We start from the raw sequence: 17,078 nt of genomic DNA, 5'->3' as shown, positions 1-17,078 counted from the left end.
CCACGGTCCGGGGTCATGACCCGTGACCCGTGGCCCATGGCCCATGGCCCCGAAGACCCGGCGGCGGCCCGCGGCGCTGTCCGCCCCGGGCCGCAGCCGGTGCCCCGGCGAGCGAGCGGTGCCCCGGCGAGCCGCGTCCCGGCCCGGGCGGACGCCGCCCGCCACGGTGCCGGTGCCGGTGTTGGGGCAGACGCGGGCCCCGGCCTCACCTCAGCGGTGGCGCCGTAGATCCGCGTGGGGTGAGTGAGGGGGTCGCGACCTGGTGGGAGGCGGGTTCCTCGCCGTCGATGACCGCGAACAGGGTCCGCGCCGCGTCGGCGCCGAAGCCGTGCACGTCGTGGCTCATCGCGGACAGCGGCGGGTGGGTCAGCCGGCACAGCTGGGAGTCGTCCCAGGCGAGCAGGGACAGGTCGCGCGGCACCGAGAGGCCCAGTTCCGCGGCGACGGCGGCACCGGCGACGGCCATGATGTCGTTGTCGTAGAGGATGGCCGTCGGCCGCTCGGCCATGAGCAGCAGGGAACGGGTGGCGCGGGCCCCCTCCTCGCCCTCGTAACCGGTGGCGATCTGAAGGTCGTCGGAGATGCCCAGTTCCCGCGTGGCCTCGGAGAACGCCTTCGCGCGGATGGCGCTGTGGCCGAGCCCGGTGGGACCGCCGACGCGGGCGATGCGGCGATGGCCGAGGGCCGCCAGATACCGCACGGCCTCGGTGGCGGCGGTGGCGTCGTCCGTCCACACCGAGGTGAAGCCGCCCGTCAGCGACGGGTGGCCGACCGCCACCGCGGGGAGCCCGATGGCGCGCAGCGCGGGTACCCGGGGGTCGTTCTCGCGGAAGTCGACCAGGATCGATCCGCCGGTCTGCTGGCCCTGCCACCACCGCTGCTGGAGTTCGATCTCCTCGTCCACGTCCCGCACCAGGTGCAGCAGCAGCGAGCAGGACCGCTCGGCCAGCACGCTCTCGACCCCGGAGATGAAGTCCATGTAGAAGGGCTCCAGGCCGAGCAGCCGGGCCGGCCGGCAGATCGCGAGGCCGATGGTGTCCACCTTGGTGCCGGTCGACAGGGAGCGGGCGCGGGCGTTGGGGGCCCAGCCCAGTTCCCGGGCCGCCTGGAAGATGCGGTCCCGGGTGGCGTCGGAGACCCCGGGCCTGCCGTTGAAGGCGAGCGACACCGCCCCCTTCGACACGCCGGCCCGGGCCGCGACGTCCTTGATGGTGACGCGCTGGGTGGGTGCGCTCACGCCGGTTCCACACAGAAGAGCGCCGCGCGGGCCCGTCCGGCGTCGGGGCCGGGCCAGCCGCCGACCCGGATCCTCGTCTCCTCGCCGGGGAGCAGCGTGACGAGACCGGTGTCGGCCACCGCGTCGGGGGCGAGGCGGTCGGGTTGCAGGAAGAGGTCTCGTACCAGGGTGTGCGCTGTGACCACGACATCGACTGTATCGGCATCCCCGGCGATCGGTTCCACCCGGACGTCGAACCCCGGACGCGGATACGGGAATTCACGGTCCGGCACGGGGAAGTGCACGGCGCGCAGTCCGTCCGCGTCGGCGACCAGGAACTGCCCGTCGCCGGGGAGGCCGAGCGCGTCCACGGGCAGCGGCGTGCGTACCGCGTCACGCGCCGCCACCTCCACGGTGAGCGGCACCTGGGCCGCCACCGTCCCGTCGGAGTTCGTCCGGCGCACGGTGACCTCGGCCCGCCAGGGCTCGGCCGACTGGTTGACCAGGCCGAGCACGACGCCCTCGGGGGCGGGCTGGAGGGTGAGCAGTCGGTCGGCGTACAGGCGGCGCAGCTCGTGGTAGAGCGGCTTGAGCCGGCCGTCCCCGTCGATGGCCGCCCAGGAGCTGACCGGCCAGCAGTCGTTCAGCTGCCATACGACGGTGCCCGCGCACCGCGGCCAGTGGGAGCGCCAGTGCTCGATGCCGGCGGCGACGGCCCGGGCCTGGACGAGCTGGGTCAGGTAGTGCCAGCGGTCGAAGGCGTCCCCGGTGCCGTCGGGCAGCACGAAGTGGCGCTCGACACCGCGGTTGAGCTTGCCGTTGCCGTCCTCGGCCTTCTGGTGGTGCAGCATGCCGGGCGAGTCGGGGGCGAGGTCCTCGCCGGGCAGCGCGCGGCGCAGGGTGGCCAGGGCGGGCGGCGCCTGCCAGCCGAACTCGGCGACGAACCGGGGCACGCTGTCGCGGTACTCGGCGAAGTCCCGGCGGTTCCACACCTCCCAGGAGTGGTGGGTGCCGTGCGCCGGGTCGTTGGGGTGGTGGTCCCAGGAACCGGACCAGGGGCTGCCCGCGGTGTACGGCCGGGTCGGGTCCAACTCGGCGACGACGCGCGGCAGCAGACCGAGGTAGTACCCCTCGCCCCAGGAGTCACCGGCGAGTTCGGGCTCCCAGCCCCAGTCCCGGAAGCCCCAGAGGTTCTCGTTGTTGCCGTTCCACAGCACCAGCGACGGGTGCGGCATCAGGCGTACGACGTTCTCCCGCGCCTCGGCCTCCACCTCGCCGCGCAGCGGCTGCTCCTCGGGGTAGGCGGAGCAGGCGAACAGGAAGTCCTGCCACACCATGAGCCCGAGTTCGTCGCACACGTCGTAGAAGGCGTCGTCCTCGTAGATGCCGCCGCCCCAGATGCGGACGAGGTCGATGTTCGCCTCCGCGGCCTGGGTGAGGCGGTGGCGGTAGCGCTCCGGGGTGACGCGGGAGGGCAGGACGTCGTCGGGGATCCAGTTCACGCCGCGCGCGAAGAGGCGTACGCCGTTGACGACCAGGGTGAAGCCGGTGCCGTGCTCGTCGGCGCTGCGGTCGAGCTCGATCGTGCGGAAGCCGATCCGGCGCTGCCAGGTGTCCAGCGCGGCGTCGCCGTCGGCGAGGGTGAGGGTCAGGTCGTACAGCGGCTGTTCGCCGTAGCCGCGCGGCCACCACAGCCGCGGGTCGGGCACGTCCAGTTCGAGCAGCGCGTGGCCGTCCTCGAAGGTGACCTCGGTGTCCACCCCGGCCACCGACGCCCGTGCGGTCAGCGGGCGGCCACTGCCGCCGGCGGTGCGTTCCACGGTGAGATGGATCTCGACCCGGCCCCGGTTCCCGCTGACCGTGACCAGGGGCCGGACCTGGGAGATCCGGGCGGTCGACCAGTGCTCCAGGCGGACGGGCCGCCACATTCCGGCGGTGACGACGGTCGGGCCCCAGTCCCAGCCGAAGCTGCACGCCATCTTGCGGATGTACTGGGACGGTTCGGGATAGACGTTGGGCCGGTCGCCGACCGTCTTCCGTACCGCTTCCGCCTCCTCGCGGGCCGGGGCGAAACGCACCTGGAGCTCCCCGGTACGGCCGGTGACGTCGAACCGGTAGGAGCGGTGCATGTTGCGGGTCCGGCCGAGCGTCTCCCCGTCCAGGGTGATCTCGGCCGCGGTGTCCAGACCGTCGAAGACGAGGTCGGTGCGCTCGTGCGCGGTGCCGGCCGTGAGCCGGGCGACGTAGGTCCAGGCGCGGTCGCCGACCCAGGCCACCTCGTGTTCGTTGGCGCCGATGAAAGGGTCCGGGATGAGTCCCGCGGCCAGCAGATCGCTGTGCACGCAGCCCGGTACCCGGGCGGGCAGCACCGCGTCCTCATGGCGCAGCCCCCACCCGTCGCTGAGCAGGGTGACGTCCTTCATGTGCGGCTCCCCTCACCTGATGCAAGGTCGTTCTGGTCGTGGCGCACGCCAACCTAGCTGTCCCGGTAAGCGATGTCCATAAACCGGTATAGTCCTGTGCGGTACGAGCCTGTTTGGTAGGTTTTCCGCTGTTCTTGCGCAGGTCTAACCGGTCGAATTCCGCCCCATCCGGAAACCCTCGCGTAACGATTGGGTATCACGGCGAGAGGGTGAGCTTTACCGGTTCAATTGGTCGGTGCCATAGTGCCGACAGCCCAAAGGCGGGCCTGAGCCGCAAGACAGAGGGAGCTGGGGTATATGGGGAGGAAGACGCTGGCCGTCGCCGCACTGATCGCCGTCACGGCGCTCACCGCGACCGGGTGCACCGGGGCGGCGGCGACGAAGGGCGAGTCCGCCGACGCGGCGACCGACCCGGCGAAGGTGTCCGGCACCATCACGGTCCTGACCCACCGCACCGACCTGGTGCAGAACGGCACGTTGAAGAAGTACGCGGCCGCGTTCAACAAGATCTATCCCAAGGTGACGGTGAAGTTCGACGGCATCACCGACTACGAGGGTGAAGTCAAGATCCGCATGAACACCGACAACTACGGTGACGTGCTGATGATCCCGAACGCGATCGCCAAGAAGGACTACCCCTCCTTCTTCGCCTCCCTCGGCAGCGCCGGTGAACTGAGCAAGAAGTACCGTTTCACCGACAAGGCGAACGTCGACGGCAAGGTCTACGGCCTCGCCACCGTGGGCAACGCCGACGGCTTCGTCTACAACAAGGCCGTCTGGAAGAAGGCCGGCATCACCGACTGGCCCACCAGCCCGCAGGAGTTCGTCGCCGACCTGAAGGCCATCAAGGCCAAGACCGGCGCGGTGCCGTACTACACGAACTTCAAGGACCTGTGGCCGCTGACCGCCGGCGCCGCGAGCATCGGCTCGGTCACCTGCGACGCCGAGGCCAACGACAAGCTGGCCACCTCCACCGCCCCGTGGGCCGCGGGCACCGACCTCAACGTCATCGACACGCTGCTCTACGACGTCGTCCACGACAAGCTCGTCGAGAAGGACCCCACGACCACCAACTGGGAGAACTCCAAGGGCATGATCGCCCGCGGTCAGATCGCCACCATGCAGCTCGGCTCCTGGGCCATCAGCCAGATGCAGAACGCGGCGAAGACGGCCGGGAAGAACCCCGACGACATCGGCTTCATGCCGTTCCCCGCGCAGACGAACGGCAAGTTCTGCAGCATGCTCTCCTCCGACTACCAGGAAGCGGTGAGCATCCACTCCAAGAACAAGGCCGCCGCGCGGGCGTGGGTCGACTGGTTCGCCGACAAGTCCGGGTTCGCGCAGAACGAAGGCTCGATCCCCACTCTCAAGTCCGGCGCCCTGCCTGACACCCTGAAGCCCTTCGAAGACAACGGTGTCACGATGCTGGAGCGGTCCGACGCCAAGAGCAGCGAGGTCAACGCCATCGACAACGCCGCCGAGATCGGCCTGGCCAAGCCCGACTACCGGCAGAAGCTGGTCGACATGGCGCGCGGCGTCCAGAAGGGAAGCCTGAAGGACTACTTCGCCGAGCTCGACAAGAAGTGGAGCGAGGCGGAGAAGACCGCGGGCTCCTGACGGACCGCGGGCGACGGGCCCGGTGACGGACCTCTCCTCACCGGGCCCGGCCCGCCGACCGCGTCCGCGGACGACCGAAAGGCCGACATGACCCACACCACCCACAGGTCCACCGCACGCGTGGACAAGGAGAGCACCGGCGCCGCCGTCGGCGCCGGCCAGGCGACGAGCGGTTCCCGCACTTCCCGCCCCGGCCGCGGAGCGCTGCGCAGGGCCACCCCGTGGCTGTTCCTGCTGGTCCCGCTGGTTCTGCTGATCACGTTCACCTACGTGCCCGTGGCGAACATGATCTACTACAGCTTCACCGACTGGGACGGCGTCAGCCCGGAGATCCACCTCACCGGGACCGACAACTACGTCGAGCTGTTCACCCGGCCCGAGCTGTTCCGGGTGTTCTTCGTCAGCTTCTACTACCTGGCCGCGTCCGCCGTGCAGATCGTCGTCGCCCTGTACTTCGCGACCGTGCTGAGCTTCAACCTGCGCCTGCGCAACCTCTTCAAGGGCATCCTGTTCTTCCCGTACCTGATCAACGGCGTCGCCATCGGGTTCGTCTTCCTGTACTTCTTCCAGGACGGCGGCACCCTCGACTCGGTGCTGTCCTGGTTCGGCGCGGGCACCGACCACGCCTGGCTCGGCACCCCGACGTCCGCGAACGTCTCCCTGGCCGGCGTGTCCGTCTGGCGCTTCACCGGCCTGAACTTCGTGCTCTTCCTGGGGGCGATCCAGTCCATCCCCGGCGAGCTGTACGAGGCGGCCGAACTCGACGGCGCCTCGCGCTGGCACCAGTTCCGGTACCTGATCCTGCCGAGCATCCGGCCCGTGGTCAGCCTGAGCGTGATCCTCGCGGTGTCCGGCTCCCTGTCGGTCTTCGAGATCCCCTACATCATGACCGGCGGCGCCACCGGCACCACCACGTTCGTCATCCAGACGGTGAAGCTGGCGTTCCAGTTCAACAAGACGGGCCTGGCCTCCGCCGCCGCCGTCGTCCTGCTCCTGTTCATCCTGCTGATCACCTGGATCCAGCGCCGCCTCGTGCCCGACGAAAAGGTGGATCTTGTATGAGTGCCAACGCGGTGGAGGGCCGTCGCCCCCGGGGCATCGGCTCGGCCCTCATCTACCTGTCCCTGGTCGTGGCCTCGCTGGTGGTCCTGATCCCGCTGGCCGTCGTGTTCCTCACCTCGCTGAAGACGGCGAAGGAGGCGACCGACGGAGGCGGCGCGTTCCAGCTCCCCGGCAACTGGCTGAACTTCTCCAACTACGTCACCGCCTTCCGCGACGGCCAGATGCTCACGGCGTTCGGGAACACCGCGTTCATCCTGCTGTTCTCCATCACCGGCACGGTGATCATCGGCTCGATGACCGCGTACGCCATCGACCGCTTCCACTTCCGCGGCAAGAAGCTGGTCATGGGGCTGTTCCTGGTCGCCACCCTGGTGCCGGGCGTGACCACGCAGGTCGCCACCTTCCAGGTGGTCAACAGCTTCGGCCTGTTCGACACCCGCTGGGCGCCGATCCTGCTCTACATGGGCACCGACATCGTGTCCATCTACATCTTCCTGCAGTTCATCCGCTCCATCCCGGTCTCCCTCGACGAGGCCGCCCGGCTCGACGGCGCGAACGCGCTCACCATCTACTGGCGGATCATCTTCCCGCTGCTCAAGCCGGCCATCGCGACCGTCGTCATCATCAAGGGCATCACGGTCTACAACGACTTCTACATCCCGTTCCTCTACATGCCCTCCGAGGACCTGGGCACCATGTCGACCGCCCTGTTCCGCTTCAAGGGCCCCTTCGGCGCCCACTGGGAGGACATCTCGGCCGGCGCGATCCTCGTCATCGTGCCCACGCTCGTCGTCTTCCTCTTCCTCCAGCGCTACATCTACAACGGGTTCGCGCGGGGCGCCACGAAGTGATCCGGGGCGGTTCGCCCCGCGCTCGGCCCGCTGTGAGCGGCGGGCGGGGCCGGCCGAGGGCGTCGGCCGGCCCCGCCCGCGACACCGGCGGTGGCCTCTGCGGCACCGGCCGTTGCCCTTGCTCCGGTCCCGTCGGCTGACCGCCCGGTCCGCTGACTGCCCTGCCCGCTCGACCGCACGACCCGGTGCACGGCTCCGGACCACGCCCTGACGGGCGGACGGCACCCCGTCCCCGCCCTGCCCCGCCCCGCCCTTCCCGGCCCCGGCCACCGCCGCGCCGGGGCGCCGGTCCGCGCCGGCCCGCGCCCGACGGCACCCCGCACCACCGCCGAGGGGACTGCCCGCCCCGGCGAGCGAGTCACCTCTCCGCACGTCCCCGCACGTTCCCGCTCCTCTCCGCATGTCCCCGCGTACCTCCGCACGTCCTCGTACGAGAAATCGCCACGTCGAAGGAGACGTACATGCCGAACTCCCCCCTGAACCGCCGCGCGTTCATCATCGGCACCACGGTCGCCCTGGCCGCGGTCACCGGGACACCACTGGCCTCCGCGGCGCCCGCCGGCGCGCCGACGCCGGTCCGGATCGTCGACGACAAGGCGACCCCCGCGACCCGCGCGCTGTTCGCCTACCTGAAGCGGCAGCAGGGCAAGGGCATCCTCTTCGGTCACCAGCACGACCTCTCCTACGGCTTCACCTTCACCACTCCCGACGGCAAGGCGTCCGACACCAAGGCGGCGGTGGGCGACTATCCCGCGGTCTTCGGCTGGGACACCCTGATCCTCGACGGCGACGAACGCCCCGGCGTGCCCGGCGGGACCGACGCCGAGAACATCGCCGCGCTCAGCCGGTCCATCAGACAGGGCGACGCCCGCGGCGGGATCAACACCCTCAGCGCCCACATGCCGAACTTCGTGACCGGCGAGAACTTCTACGACACCTCGGGGCGCGTGGTCGGCCACATCCTCCCCGGCGGTTCGAAGCACGCGGAGTTCAACGCCTTCCTCGACCGCATCGCGAGCGCGGTGAAGGGCGCGCGGCGGGCGGACGGCACCCCGATCCCGGTGATCTTCCGCCCCTTCCACGAGAACAACGGGGGCTGGTTCTGGTGGGGGGCGGGGCACACCACCTCCGCCGAGTACATCGAGGTGTACCGCTACACCGTCGAGTACCTGCGCGACACCAAGGGCGTCCACAACCTGCTCTACGCCTACTCGCCCAACTCCGCCTTCGACGGCGACCCGACCGGCTACCTCAAGACCTACCCGGGCGACGAGTTCGTCGACGTGCTCGGCTACGACGCCTACGACGGCTCCGCCGGATCGGAGGCGTGGCTGGGCGCCCTGGTGAAGGACCTGGCGATGGTGGTCCGGCTGGCGAACGAGCGGGGCAAGGTGCCGGCGTACTCCGAGTTCGGGGAGAGCGGCACCGAGGGCCGCGACCCGAACTGGTTCACCGGGCTGCTGGCGGCGATCAAGGCGGACCCGCTGGCCCGGCAGGCGACGTACATGCTCACCTGGGCCAACTTCGGTGGCAGCAACCGCGCGTACGTGCCGTACCCGGGCCACGCCCTGCTGCCGGACTTCGTCGAGTACCACCAGGACCCGTACACCGTCTTCGCCGCCGATCTCAAGGGGGTGTTCTCCGCTCGCACCAGGGCCGTCGGGAACGCTCCGTTCATGCACCTCGTGACCCCCACGGACCGGCAGCGCGTGACGGACTCCGAGACCACCGTCCGGGTGCGCGTCACGCCCGCGCGGGCGAGCCGGGTCACCTACTCGGTGAACGGCTCACCCGCCCGGCGACTGCACCTCGACGCCGACGGCTTCTACTCGGGCGTCTGGTCCATCGACCCGGCCTGGCTGGACAACCGCATGGTCGACCTCACGGTCAGCGCACGGGTGGGCGGCGAGACGTTCACCGACTCGGCCCACGTCCTGCTCGGAGAGGTCGCCCCCCTGCCCGCGGGGTGGGTCGACGACTTCGAGGGATACGCCGGGGACGACGTCTCCCTGAACGAGGCGTACAGCCACGTCAACTCCAACACCACCACCCTGTCGGCCGACCACAAGTCCTCGGGCACCTACGGGCTGGCCTACGCCTACGACTTCACCGGCGCCGGGTACACCGGCATCGGCAAGTCGGTCGACGCCGACTGGTCCGCCTTCACGGCCATGGCGCTGTGGCTGCAGGGCGACGGTTCCGGGAACGGGGCCACGCTCCAGATCGTCGCCGACGGCGTCTACTTCGAGTACAACGTCCCGCTGTCCGACACGAACGGCAAGGAGATCAAGGCGCCCTTCAGCGCGTTCGCGCCCGCCCCCTGGGACACCTCCCACGCCGGAGCCGTACTCGACGCGGCCCACCTCGCCAAGGTGACGGCGTTCAACCTCTACCTCGGCCACGGAAGCGGCGCGGCGACCAAGGGCGTCGTGTACGTGGACAACATCAGGGCCGAGTGACGCAAACCGCGTTTCCGCAGGCGGCAGTTCAGGGCGAGGAGACCGGCGATCTCGCTGGTCTCCTCGTGGTCCTCGCCGAGGAGTACGCACATGCGGGTCCTACAGCAGGTGGTCGGCCTTGCCGGCCTTGATGTCGGTGATGAGGGTGCGGAGGGCGTCGAGGGAGTCGGTGAGGTAGTGGTCCTCCTGGCCTGCGACGGCTATGTAGGCGTTGCCGTCGGCGTCGGTGCCGAGCCGGAAGCAGGAGCTGCCCTCGGCGCAGAAGGGGGCCTCCCAGGTGATGTCAGGCATCTGGCGTCTCCTCTGCGTGATCACGCGATGACGTCGCGGTCTTGATCCCGCGTCTCTTTGGCCAGCCTGAGTGGCCTGGCTTGGCGTGTGTGACAGGTCCTACAGCAGGTGGTCGGCTTTGCCGGCCTTGATGTCGGTGATGAGGGTGCGCAGGGCGTCGAGGGAGTCGGTGAGGTAGTGGTCCTCCTGGCCTGCGACGGCTATGTAGGCGTTGCCGTCGGCGTCGGTGCCGAGCCGGAAGCAGGAGCTGCCCTCGCCGCAGTACGGGGCCTCCCAGGTGATGTCAGCCATCTTGGCCTCTCCTCATAGTTGTCGGGCGATCTGGCGGATGAAGTCACGGGACCGCTCCGGGGGGAGCGCCATGTCTTCCAACAGGTCCAGCTGTGCACGGTATTTCGCGAGTTGACCGTCAGCGTGCAGGAAGACGGGGCCATGAGAGTTGTCCACCTGCACGGTATCGAGTTGCCGCACAGGTCCCTCGGTGTAGACGACCGTGTGCCCTGCTCCGGGGAAGGCGCCGTGGCTGAAGGGAAGGACGAGCACGGTGACGTTGTCCCACTCGGAGACCTCCAGCAGGTACTCCAACTGTGCCCGGGCAACGTCCCGTCCGCCGAACTGCATGCGAAGCGCCGCCTCGTGGATCACGGCCACATAGGGAGTCGGATCGTCGCCGGTGATCACCTTCTGTCGCTCCGCACGGTGCGCGAGACGGAGCGCGACCTCGTGCTCGGGAAGCTGGGGGACGACGGCACGGAAGATGGCCATGGCGTGCTCCGCTGTCTGCAGCAGCCCTGGTACGTGCACGGTGTTCGCGCCCCGCAGACGTACCGCGCCGGCCTCGGTTTCGGAGATGTCCAGCAAGCCTTGAGGCAAGCTACCCCGGTAGCGCTCCCACCATCCTGTTTCGCGCGGCTCCGCCATCTCGGCCAAGGCGTCGATGTACTTCTCGTCGGTGCAGTCACAGTTGCAGGCCAGCGTGCGCAGCCGTTCGGCGCTGATCCCGCGCAGTCCGGACTCCATGTTGGAGATCCTGCTTCGGTCGACGCCGAGGAGCCCTGCGGCGTACTCCGCGGACATGCCGGCTGCGGTGCGCATCCTGCGCAACTCACCTCCCAGGCGCTTCTGACGTTGGGTGAGGATCGTCCTTGGTGGCATGTCGTTCCTTCCGTGCCGCACCCGCTGTCTGGGCTATTGGCACAAGTTCACCGCATTGAGGCCATTGTTGCGGATCGCATGGCAAAAATGGCCCCTACTCTCCTACTGTACGTATCGCGCACGCTACACACCGCAACGCCGGAAGCGCACCGCGCGAGCATGCCCGCCTGCCCTGGGACGGGTGTGTCCGCGGCCAGGGCGGTAGGCCACCGGCGACCAACCCCTCACACAGCCGTGGAGTTCGCCATGCCCGAGATCCCCCTCGTACCCGCCCACTGGCGCTTCCCCGCCCACCCCGCCTCCGTACGGCGGGCCCGGCACGCAGTCGCCGAATCGCTGCCGCAGGTGCTCCGCCCCCATCTCGGCGACGACCTGGGCCTGTTGACGTCGGAGCTGGTCACCAACGTCATCCGTCACGGCGCCTGCCGGGAGGACGACGACCTGATCGAACTCGTCCTGTGGCCGGCCGACGGGCACTACTGGCTCGCCGTGTCGGACCCTGGCACCGGCAAGCCGGTACTGGCCCGCCCGGACGCGGACTCCGAGGGCGGCCGGGGTCTGATCCTCGTCGACAGCCTGGCCGCCGCCTGGACCGTCCGCCCCCGCCCCACGCGCGGCACGTCCGTCATCGCGGGGCTGTCGTTCCACCAGGGAAGTTGACCGGCGGGTCCGGCCGCCTCGTCAGGAGTCCGCCAGTGCGGCGTCGGCGGCTGCCATGACCGTACGGGTCTGGTGTTCCACCTGATGGTGCACGGGCACCCAACGCAGGCCCAGGGCCTTCTCGAAGTCCCCGCACCACCCGGTGAAGAGTTCGTCCAGGTCGCGGTACAGCCCGGGGGCGGCGTCGTCGTCCGCCGTTTCCAGCAGCCGCAGCAGAAGGCCCGCGGCGCGCAGCGGCTGGCGGCGGGCCACCACGTCCAGGGCACTGACCTGGGCTGTGGTGATCCGCCGGGGATCGTCGGCCGCCTGCCGGATGAGAGGTTCCCAGGACTCGGCGACCATGTCGTACAGACCGCCGGCCATCCACTCCAGCACGCGTCCGAGCGGGCTGTCCTGTGCCGTGGGAAGGAACCCGCGCGCCTTGTCGAGGACGGCGGTCACCTGTCGTCCGCCGTCCCTCATCAGGCAGGACAGGCCGCGCAACAGCGAGGCGGCGTCGGGGTGGGGGGACAGGTCGTCGGTCAGGTCGGTCGCCCACATGGGCACTTCGACGATCGCCGTGACGCCGCCGTACCGTCCGGGCGCGCACCAGGTGGACGCCCCGATGTTCTCGGACCCGGCTGCCAGTCGGGCGGTGCTGTGAGGCGGGGGCAGGACGTGGATCCCGGGGCTGGGGTTCTCCCAGTACAGGGCGTCGAACGTGCCGTGCTGGACCGGAATGCCGAGCTGCGCGGCGGACGTCTGGAAGGGGGTGGCCAGCCCGGGCAGACCACGGGTCAGCTGCACCCAGCTTCCGCCCGCTTCTACGCCGTGCAGGGAACACTGGAGGAACGGCCGCAGTCCGTCGATCACCTGGAACAGTGCCTGGCTCTCAGGAAGCTGCCGTGATTCGATCGGCGCCCATTCCGGCTGTTCCGCGGCGACCGGGCGGTAGGCGGTGCGGTAATAGCTCTCCGGGGTGGGGGCGGCTCCGGCCGTCGTCTCTTCGATCCGACGGGTCAGCGCGGCGCCGTCCGGGTCCAGGCACAGAACGATGTCCCAGGTGACGACGGCGGGGTCGGTTGCCGGGGACCGTCGTGCGCCGCGCGCCACCTGCTCCGCGAGGGCGATCGCGGTCGTGCCGCCGACCGGCTCGTCGGGGTGCGGCCGGGCGACCACCAGGACGTGGCGCGGCCCGTGTCCCACGGAGAGCATCACGATCGGACGGCCGCCGCGGGACGTCCCGATCCGGCGCAGGCGGCAGGCCCCCGGAAACCGGGAGACCAGCCGCCGCGCCTACTCGTCGACCTCCGCGACCGTGAGGTAACGGTTGATCATCCGCGTCGGATCAGGCGCCGCCGTTGCCCCCGCTCTCGCCGGTGGTCTCCTTCTTGTGCGGACGGATCTCGAGCTTGTCGCTCATGCCGTGTCCTTCCGGTGGTGGTGATGCGCCGCGCTTGACGGACCGTGCTGACGTGCTGCGGTCGACCTGCCGCGGCTGATGAGCAGGGCTGACGAGAGTGGGGCGAAGATGACGGTGCCCGCGATGCGGCGGCCTCGGAGACAGTGTGCCCGGCGAGGGTGGGGTCCGTCGTCTCGCCGGGCAGCGGTCACCCTTCCGGGGGCGGGGTGGGCTCCGTGCCGCTCCAGCGGAGGGTGACGTCAAGGTGGGCACTGGAGTTGGCGCTCGCCAGGACCGCGCCGAGCTTGGCGTCCAGCGTGACGCCGAAGGTGACCTCGACCTCGTCGGGTCGTCGGGCGATGCTGCGGAACTGACCGATGACGTCGGATGCGGCGGCGCTGATCGGTGTCAGTGCCTGGCGGAGGCTTTCCCCGGCGGCCTCCAGCCGGGTTCCCAGTCCCACCGGCCGGTTGCCGACGTGGGCGGGTGGGGCTACGAGGACGACGGTGCCGTCGTCGAGGGTGAACTGGATGGCGTCCGCCATGAAGGCTCCTGGATGAGTCAGGGAGAGTTCGGGCTGCTGCACAGTGCCGGTAGACGGTGCTTGCGTGGATATCCGAGTTCGTCGTCGACCTTGTCGAGCGCCGCCAGCAGCGAGGGCGGCGACTCAAATCCGTTCGCGTAGTCCAGGACCGCTCGGTAGAAGGCGGCGGACACGTCGGGATTCATCGCGTCGGCTGCGCTGAAGCAGCGTGTGTAACGGGAGGAGCGGAGCATCGCGGCTATCCGGCCCTGGGTGGTGTTGTCGTACGTCGTTACGTTGTGGTCGGCGGAGAGCGCGAAGCCGGGCTGCTTCACCCACGTCTGCTGGGCTTCCGTACTCGCCAGGTACCTGATGAACTCGTCGGCGCTCTTGTTCCCCTCGGTGAACCTTCCGACGAAGTCCGCCGAGACCTGCAGGGTGTCGGAAGAGAGCGTTACGTACGTGTACTGGTCGTCGCTCACCTCGGCCGACCGGAAAGCCATCGTGGACAGGGCGCCGTGGCTCAGGGAACACTTCTTCCTGAGCATGCCGCGGATGACATCGCGGAAGCCGAGCGAGGGGGCGTTCTTGAGGACGGCATGCCCCATGAGATCCCCCCATGCGGTCCACGCCTCCTTGACGGCTCCCTCGTGCCACGGCGCTTTCCCCGAGGCCCAATCGGTGTAGGTCTTGACGCCCGCGTCGGCGAGGAGAATGTCCGCTATCCAGTCGGCGCCCGGCCAGCCGGAGGTCGGCCCTGACAGCAGCCCGAGGCACCAGTGGCCGGAGTTGGACCGGAGAGCGGTCACGGACGAGGCAGGCTTTGGGGTCGACCTGGCGTCGTACCAGATGAGGCTCTTGACGTCGGCCTTGACGGGGACCGCGTAGACGTGCCCGTCGCTCATGCCGAGCCCGCGGAAGGGCTGCACGTACGCGCTCGTGTCGACGTCGAGTCTCTGCATGTACTTCCGGTACTTGGCGATCGCTCCCACGCTGGACAGCACGGCCAGATCGGGTTTCGCGCCGACGGCCACCGCGGCGTCGAGTTGCTGGTTCAGGGCGCGGGTGACCTGCGGCTCGACGTCGATGCCGGGGTGGTCGTGCTCGAAGTTCTTGACGACCGTGTAGAAAGCCCGGAACTCGGTGTCGGACCAGGGGACCATGATCGTCACCTTGCCCTTCTCCGGTTCGCCGCACGCGACCGGCGTCAGGAGCAGCCCGATCACCAGGGCACTGCGCAGAATTCGTGCCGTGAGTCTTCTCATGAGCGGGGGAACCTGTACTCGGCAAGTCGGGGCCGATAGGCGAGATACGCGAGCGCACCGGCGGCGGCGAGCGCCGGCAGCGCGAGCGCCGCGGGGGGTTGGTAGCTGCGCGTGCACATGGCGATGCTGATCGACGTCTGGGCCGCCAGGGCCACGGCGAACGCCGGGCTGGGGTACTGCCGGAAGCGGTGGGCGATGAGGTAGCCGCTCGCACAGACCAGCATCAGCATGACCGCCGTCGGCCCGATGAACAGGGGCCACAGCAGGCCGGGGCTGCGCCAGCCCGAGTCGAGCTGGTGGCGGTGTGCCGTGGCCTCGAGCTTCTCGAGATCCTCGAGCGATCGCCTGAGACCGCCGGTGAAGGCGATCGGGTGCTCGCCGTCGTACTCCGGCTTGTCGTCCAGCGCGTCGAGCGCCGTCGTCAGGCCCGGTTGCGTGTCGAGGACCGCCGTGTTTGCCATCTGTACACATGTGGCCAACTGGCCCTGGACGAACTGGATGTGGCTCAGTCCCTGTTCCCCGGCTCCGTTCCCCTCCGCCGCCGAGGTGAGATGGGAACTCACGCTGGCGGTGGCGTTGGCGAAGTCGCCGCCGGTGCCGGTCAGGTGCATCGCCCTGGTCCGGGCTACGGCCTCGAGCGCGGCCTTGGCCGCCTTGGCCTCCTTCGACGCCTCCTTTATGTGCCCCAGGGCCGCGTTCGTGCGGTCGGCCGCGGCGTTCTGCTCTCCGGTCCGGTTGTCCACCACCAGATACAGCAGCGTCGTCACCACCACCACGCCCAGTACGCCCGCCCTCAACCACCGCAGCACCACGATCGGATGGGGCGCGCGCAGCCGTCTGCCGCTCACCACGCGTCCGCCGCCCCGTCGGCCACACCAGCGTCCCCGAACCGGTGCCCGCACTTCTCGCAGAACCTGGCTGCGGGCGACGTCGACGCCGTACCGCACCGCTGGCACACGCGGGGCGGACCGGAGTCACCGGGAAGGGGGTGTCGCGGCTCGGTCGGCCGGCTCACGGTCTTGACCGAGTCGACCCCGACCTGCAGCAGCTTCCCTCGGGCGACGTCCCGCCGCACCCGCAGTCGGCCGTCGGGGCCGTCGACCGCCACCGCGCGCAGTTGCCGCAGCCGCGTGGTGTCGCGGAGGGATTCAGCGAGGCCGATCGCGAGGCGCAGTTCGCGGTCCGCACGGTCGGTGTCCCCGCGCAGATGGGCGTCGACGCAGGCGCGCATGGCCATGCCGAGTTCTCGTTCGTTCTCGACACGGGTGAGGTCGGAGGAGACGGCGATGCCGTCGGCGGGCGTCGAGCGGCGGCACACGGTCATGGCCGCGGTCTCCGAGCAGGGCCGGCGGCTGCCGTCGGGGAACTCGGCGTGCAGCGAGATGCGGGCGGCGCGCAGGATCTCGTCGACGGTGAGACTGTCGGGGTCGAAGCTGAGGGAGACCTGGTACTGGCGGGTCTCCGGGGACCAGGAGCCCAAGGGGACGTGTGTCACACCGTCACGTAATTGGCGGGCCGTCAGTTCCGCCTCCACGGGGCGGGTCTGCCGGACGAACGCGAGCTGGAAACGGCTGTTGAGATGCAGGCCGAGATACACCCGGGGCACCACGATCCGCTGAGCCTCGCGCATCAGGCGGGTGAAGTCCTCCGCAAGGTCGGAAGCGGTGACCACGGCCTCGGCGGTGCCGTGCAGGGCCTCGGTGATGCGGAGGAGTTCAGTGTGGTGCCAGTCGTCGCCCAGCCCCCTCGCGTGGCAGACGAACCTGTCGACGCACGACGTGAGGATGTCGCCGAGCTGCTCGGGTGTCTCGTGTTCGTCCTTGCCGTCCGTGTAGAGCACCGCATGGTGCACCGCGCCGGGGGTCTCCACCGACGCGAACAGGCGGCGGGCCCGGTCCAGCCACTGGCCGATGGCCGTGCCGCCCGCCGCGAACTGGCTGGCGACCCGCAGCTTGGCCTCCTCCCGGGCCCGGGCGTCGACGTGGGCCGGCCCACCCGTCGCCGGGAAGATCACTTCGGCCTCGTCGTTGCCCGCGACGATCGCCAGACGAGTGCCGTCGCGCAGGGTGTCGATGGCCGCGCACATCGCGCGTTTCGCCTCGCCGAGTTTGTGCCCGGACATGGACAACGAGCGGTCCATGATGAGGATCTCGGCACCGGGAGCCCGCGGCGCCG

General features: G+C 69.9%; 15 protein-coding genes. 5 read left to right on the top strand and 10 right to left on the bottom strand.

All coding sequences use genetic code 11. The annotated features are described in order from the left end of the window. Positions 1-205: 205 nt before the first annotated feature. Together AB0G63_RS00625 and AB0G63_RS00620 are read right to left on the bottom strand one after the other, a co-directional pair. Entirely contained in the window at positions 206-1,237 is a 1,032-nt protein-coding gene (locus AB0G63_RS00625) for a LacI family DNA-binding transcriptional regulator (protein WP_360741959.1), read from the bottom strand. After that, complete coding sequence (locus AB0G63_RS00620) at positions 1,234-3,639, bottom strand: glycoside hydrolase family 2 protein (RefSeq protein ID WP_360741956.1); 2,406 nt, start codon at positions 3,637-3,639, stop codon at positions 1,234-1,236. The genes AB0G63_RS00625 and AB0G63_RS00620 overlap by 4 nt, the downstream gene beginning before the upstream one ends. Before the next feature lie 297 nt (positions 3,640-3,936). Here AB0G63_RS00620 and AB0G63_RS00615 point away from each other — a divergent pair, with 297 nt between their 5' ends. The 4 genes from AB0G63_RS00615 to AB0G63_RS00600 all read left to right on the top strand — a co-directional run bounded on the left by AB0G63_RS00615 (position 3,937) and on the right by AB0G63_RS00600 (position 9,628). Next, positions 3,937-5,256, top strand: coding sequence for an ABC transporter substrate-binding protein (locus tag AB0G63_RS00615; RefSeq protein WP_360741953.1), 1,320 nt, complete (start codon positions 3,937-3,939; stop codon positions 5,254-5,256). Between the two features lie 87 nt (positions 5,257-5,343). Next, positions 5,344-6,318, top strand: coding sequence for a sugar ABC transporter permease (locus AB0G63_RS00610; RefSeq protein ID WP_360741950.1), 975 nt, complete (start codon positions 5,344-5,346; stop codon positions 6,316-6,318). Further along, entirely contained in the window at positions 6,315-7,169 is an 855-nt protein-coding gene (locus tag AB0G63_RS00605) for a carbohydrate ABC transporter permease (protein WP_360741947.1), read from the top strand. Before AB0G63_RS00610 ends, AB0G63_RS00605 begins: the two co-directional genes overlap by 4 nt. 461 nt (positions 7,170-7,630) lie before the next feature. Beyond that, on the top strand, positions 7,631-9,628 hold the full coding sequence (locus AB0G63_RS00600) for a glycosyl hydrolase (protein ID WP_360741944.1): 1,998 nt from the start codon (positions 7,631-7,633) through the stop codon (positions 9,626-9,628). Between the two features lie 99 nt (positions 9,629-9,727). Here the strand turns inward: AB0G63_RS00600 and AB0G63_RS00595 are convergent, their stop codons facing one another. From AB0G63_RS00595 to AB0G63_RS00585, 3 genes are all read right to left on the bottom strand, one after another. Then, on the bottom strand, positions 9,728-9,919 hold the full coding sequence (locus AB0G63_RS00595; RefSeq protein WP_360741941.1) for a hypothetical protein: 192 nt from the start codon (positions 9,917-9,919) through the stop codon (positions 9,728-9,730). Positions 9,920-10,018: 99 nt separating this feature from the next. Beyond that, positions 10,019-10,210, bottom strand: coding sequence for a hypothetical protein (locus AB0G63_RS00590; protein WP_360741938.1), 192 nt, complete (start codon positions 10,208-10,210; stop codon positions 10,019-10,021). A 12-nt stretch (positions 10,211-10,222) separates the two neighbouring features. Then, on the bottom strand, positions 10,223-11,074 hold the full coding sequence (locus AB0G63_RS00585) for a helix-turn-helix transcriptional regulator (protein WP_360741935.1): 852 nt from the start codon (positions 11,072-11,074) through the stop codon (positions 10,223-10,225). A 246-nt stretch (positions 11,075-11,320) separates the two neighbouring features. Between AB0G63_RS00585 and AB0G63_RS00580 the strand changes: the two genes are divergently transcribed. After that, entirely contained in the window at positions 11,321-11,734 is a 414-nt protein-coding gene (locus AB0G63_RS00580) for an ATP-binding protein (protein ID WP_360741932.1), read from the top strand. A 21-nt stretch (positions 11,735-11,755) separates the two neighbouring features. Here the strand turns inward: AB0G63_RS00580 and AB0G63_RS00575 are convergent, their stop codons facing one another. From AB0G63_RS00575 to AB0G63_RS00555, 5 genes are all read right to left on the bottom strand, one after another. Continuing rightward, entirely contained in the window at positions 11,756-13,000 is a 1,245-nt protein-coding gene (locus tag AB0G63_RS00575; RefSeq protein ID WP_360742358.1) for a M14 family zinc carboxypeptidase, read from the bottom strand. A 323-nt stretch (positions 13,001-13,323) separates the two neighbouring features. After that, the gene (locus AB0G63_RS00570; protein WP_360741929.1) at positions 13,324-13,659 is read right to left on the bottom strand and encodes a CU044_2847 family protein; all 336 of its coding nucleotides are present in this window, start codon (positions 13,657-13,659) and stop codon (positions 13,324-13,326) included. Between the two features lie 17 nt (positions 13,660-13,676). After that, entirely contained in the window at positions 13,677-14,903 is a 1,227-nt protein-coding gene (locus tag AB0G63_RS00565; protein WP_360741926.1) for an ABC transporter substrate-binding protein, read from the bottom strand. Next, the gene (locus AB0G63_RS00560) at positions 14,900-15,751 is read right to left on the bottom strand and encodes a hypothetical protein (protein ID WP_360741923.1); all 852 of its coding nucleotides are present in this window, start codon (positions 15,749-15,751) and stop codon (positions 14,900-14,902) included. The genes AB0G63_RS00565 and AB0G63_RS00560 overlap by 4 nt, the downstream gene beginning before the upstream one ends. Next, a complete protein-coding gene (locus tag AB0G63_RS00555; RefSeq protein ID WP_360741920.1) occupies positions 15,748-17,043 on the bottom strand; it encodes a vWA domain-containing protein in 1,296 nt (431 codons plus the stop codon). The genes AB0G63_RS00560 and AB0G63_RS00555 overlap by 4 nt, the downstream gene beginning before the upstream one ends. Between the last annotated feature and the right edge of the window lie 35 nt (positions 17,044-17,078).

Origin of the sequence: Streptomyces sp. NPDC020996, assembly GCF_040641355.1 — a bacterium.
GTDB lineage: Bacteria > Actinomycetota > Actinomycetes > Streptomycetales > Streptomycetaceae > Streptomyces.
Note: the sequence above shows the minus strand (reverse complement) of the source record. Positions and strands in the feature narration are given on the sequence as shown.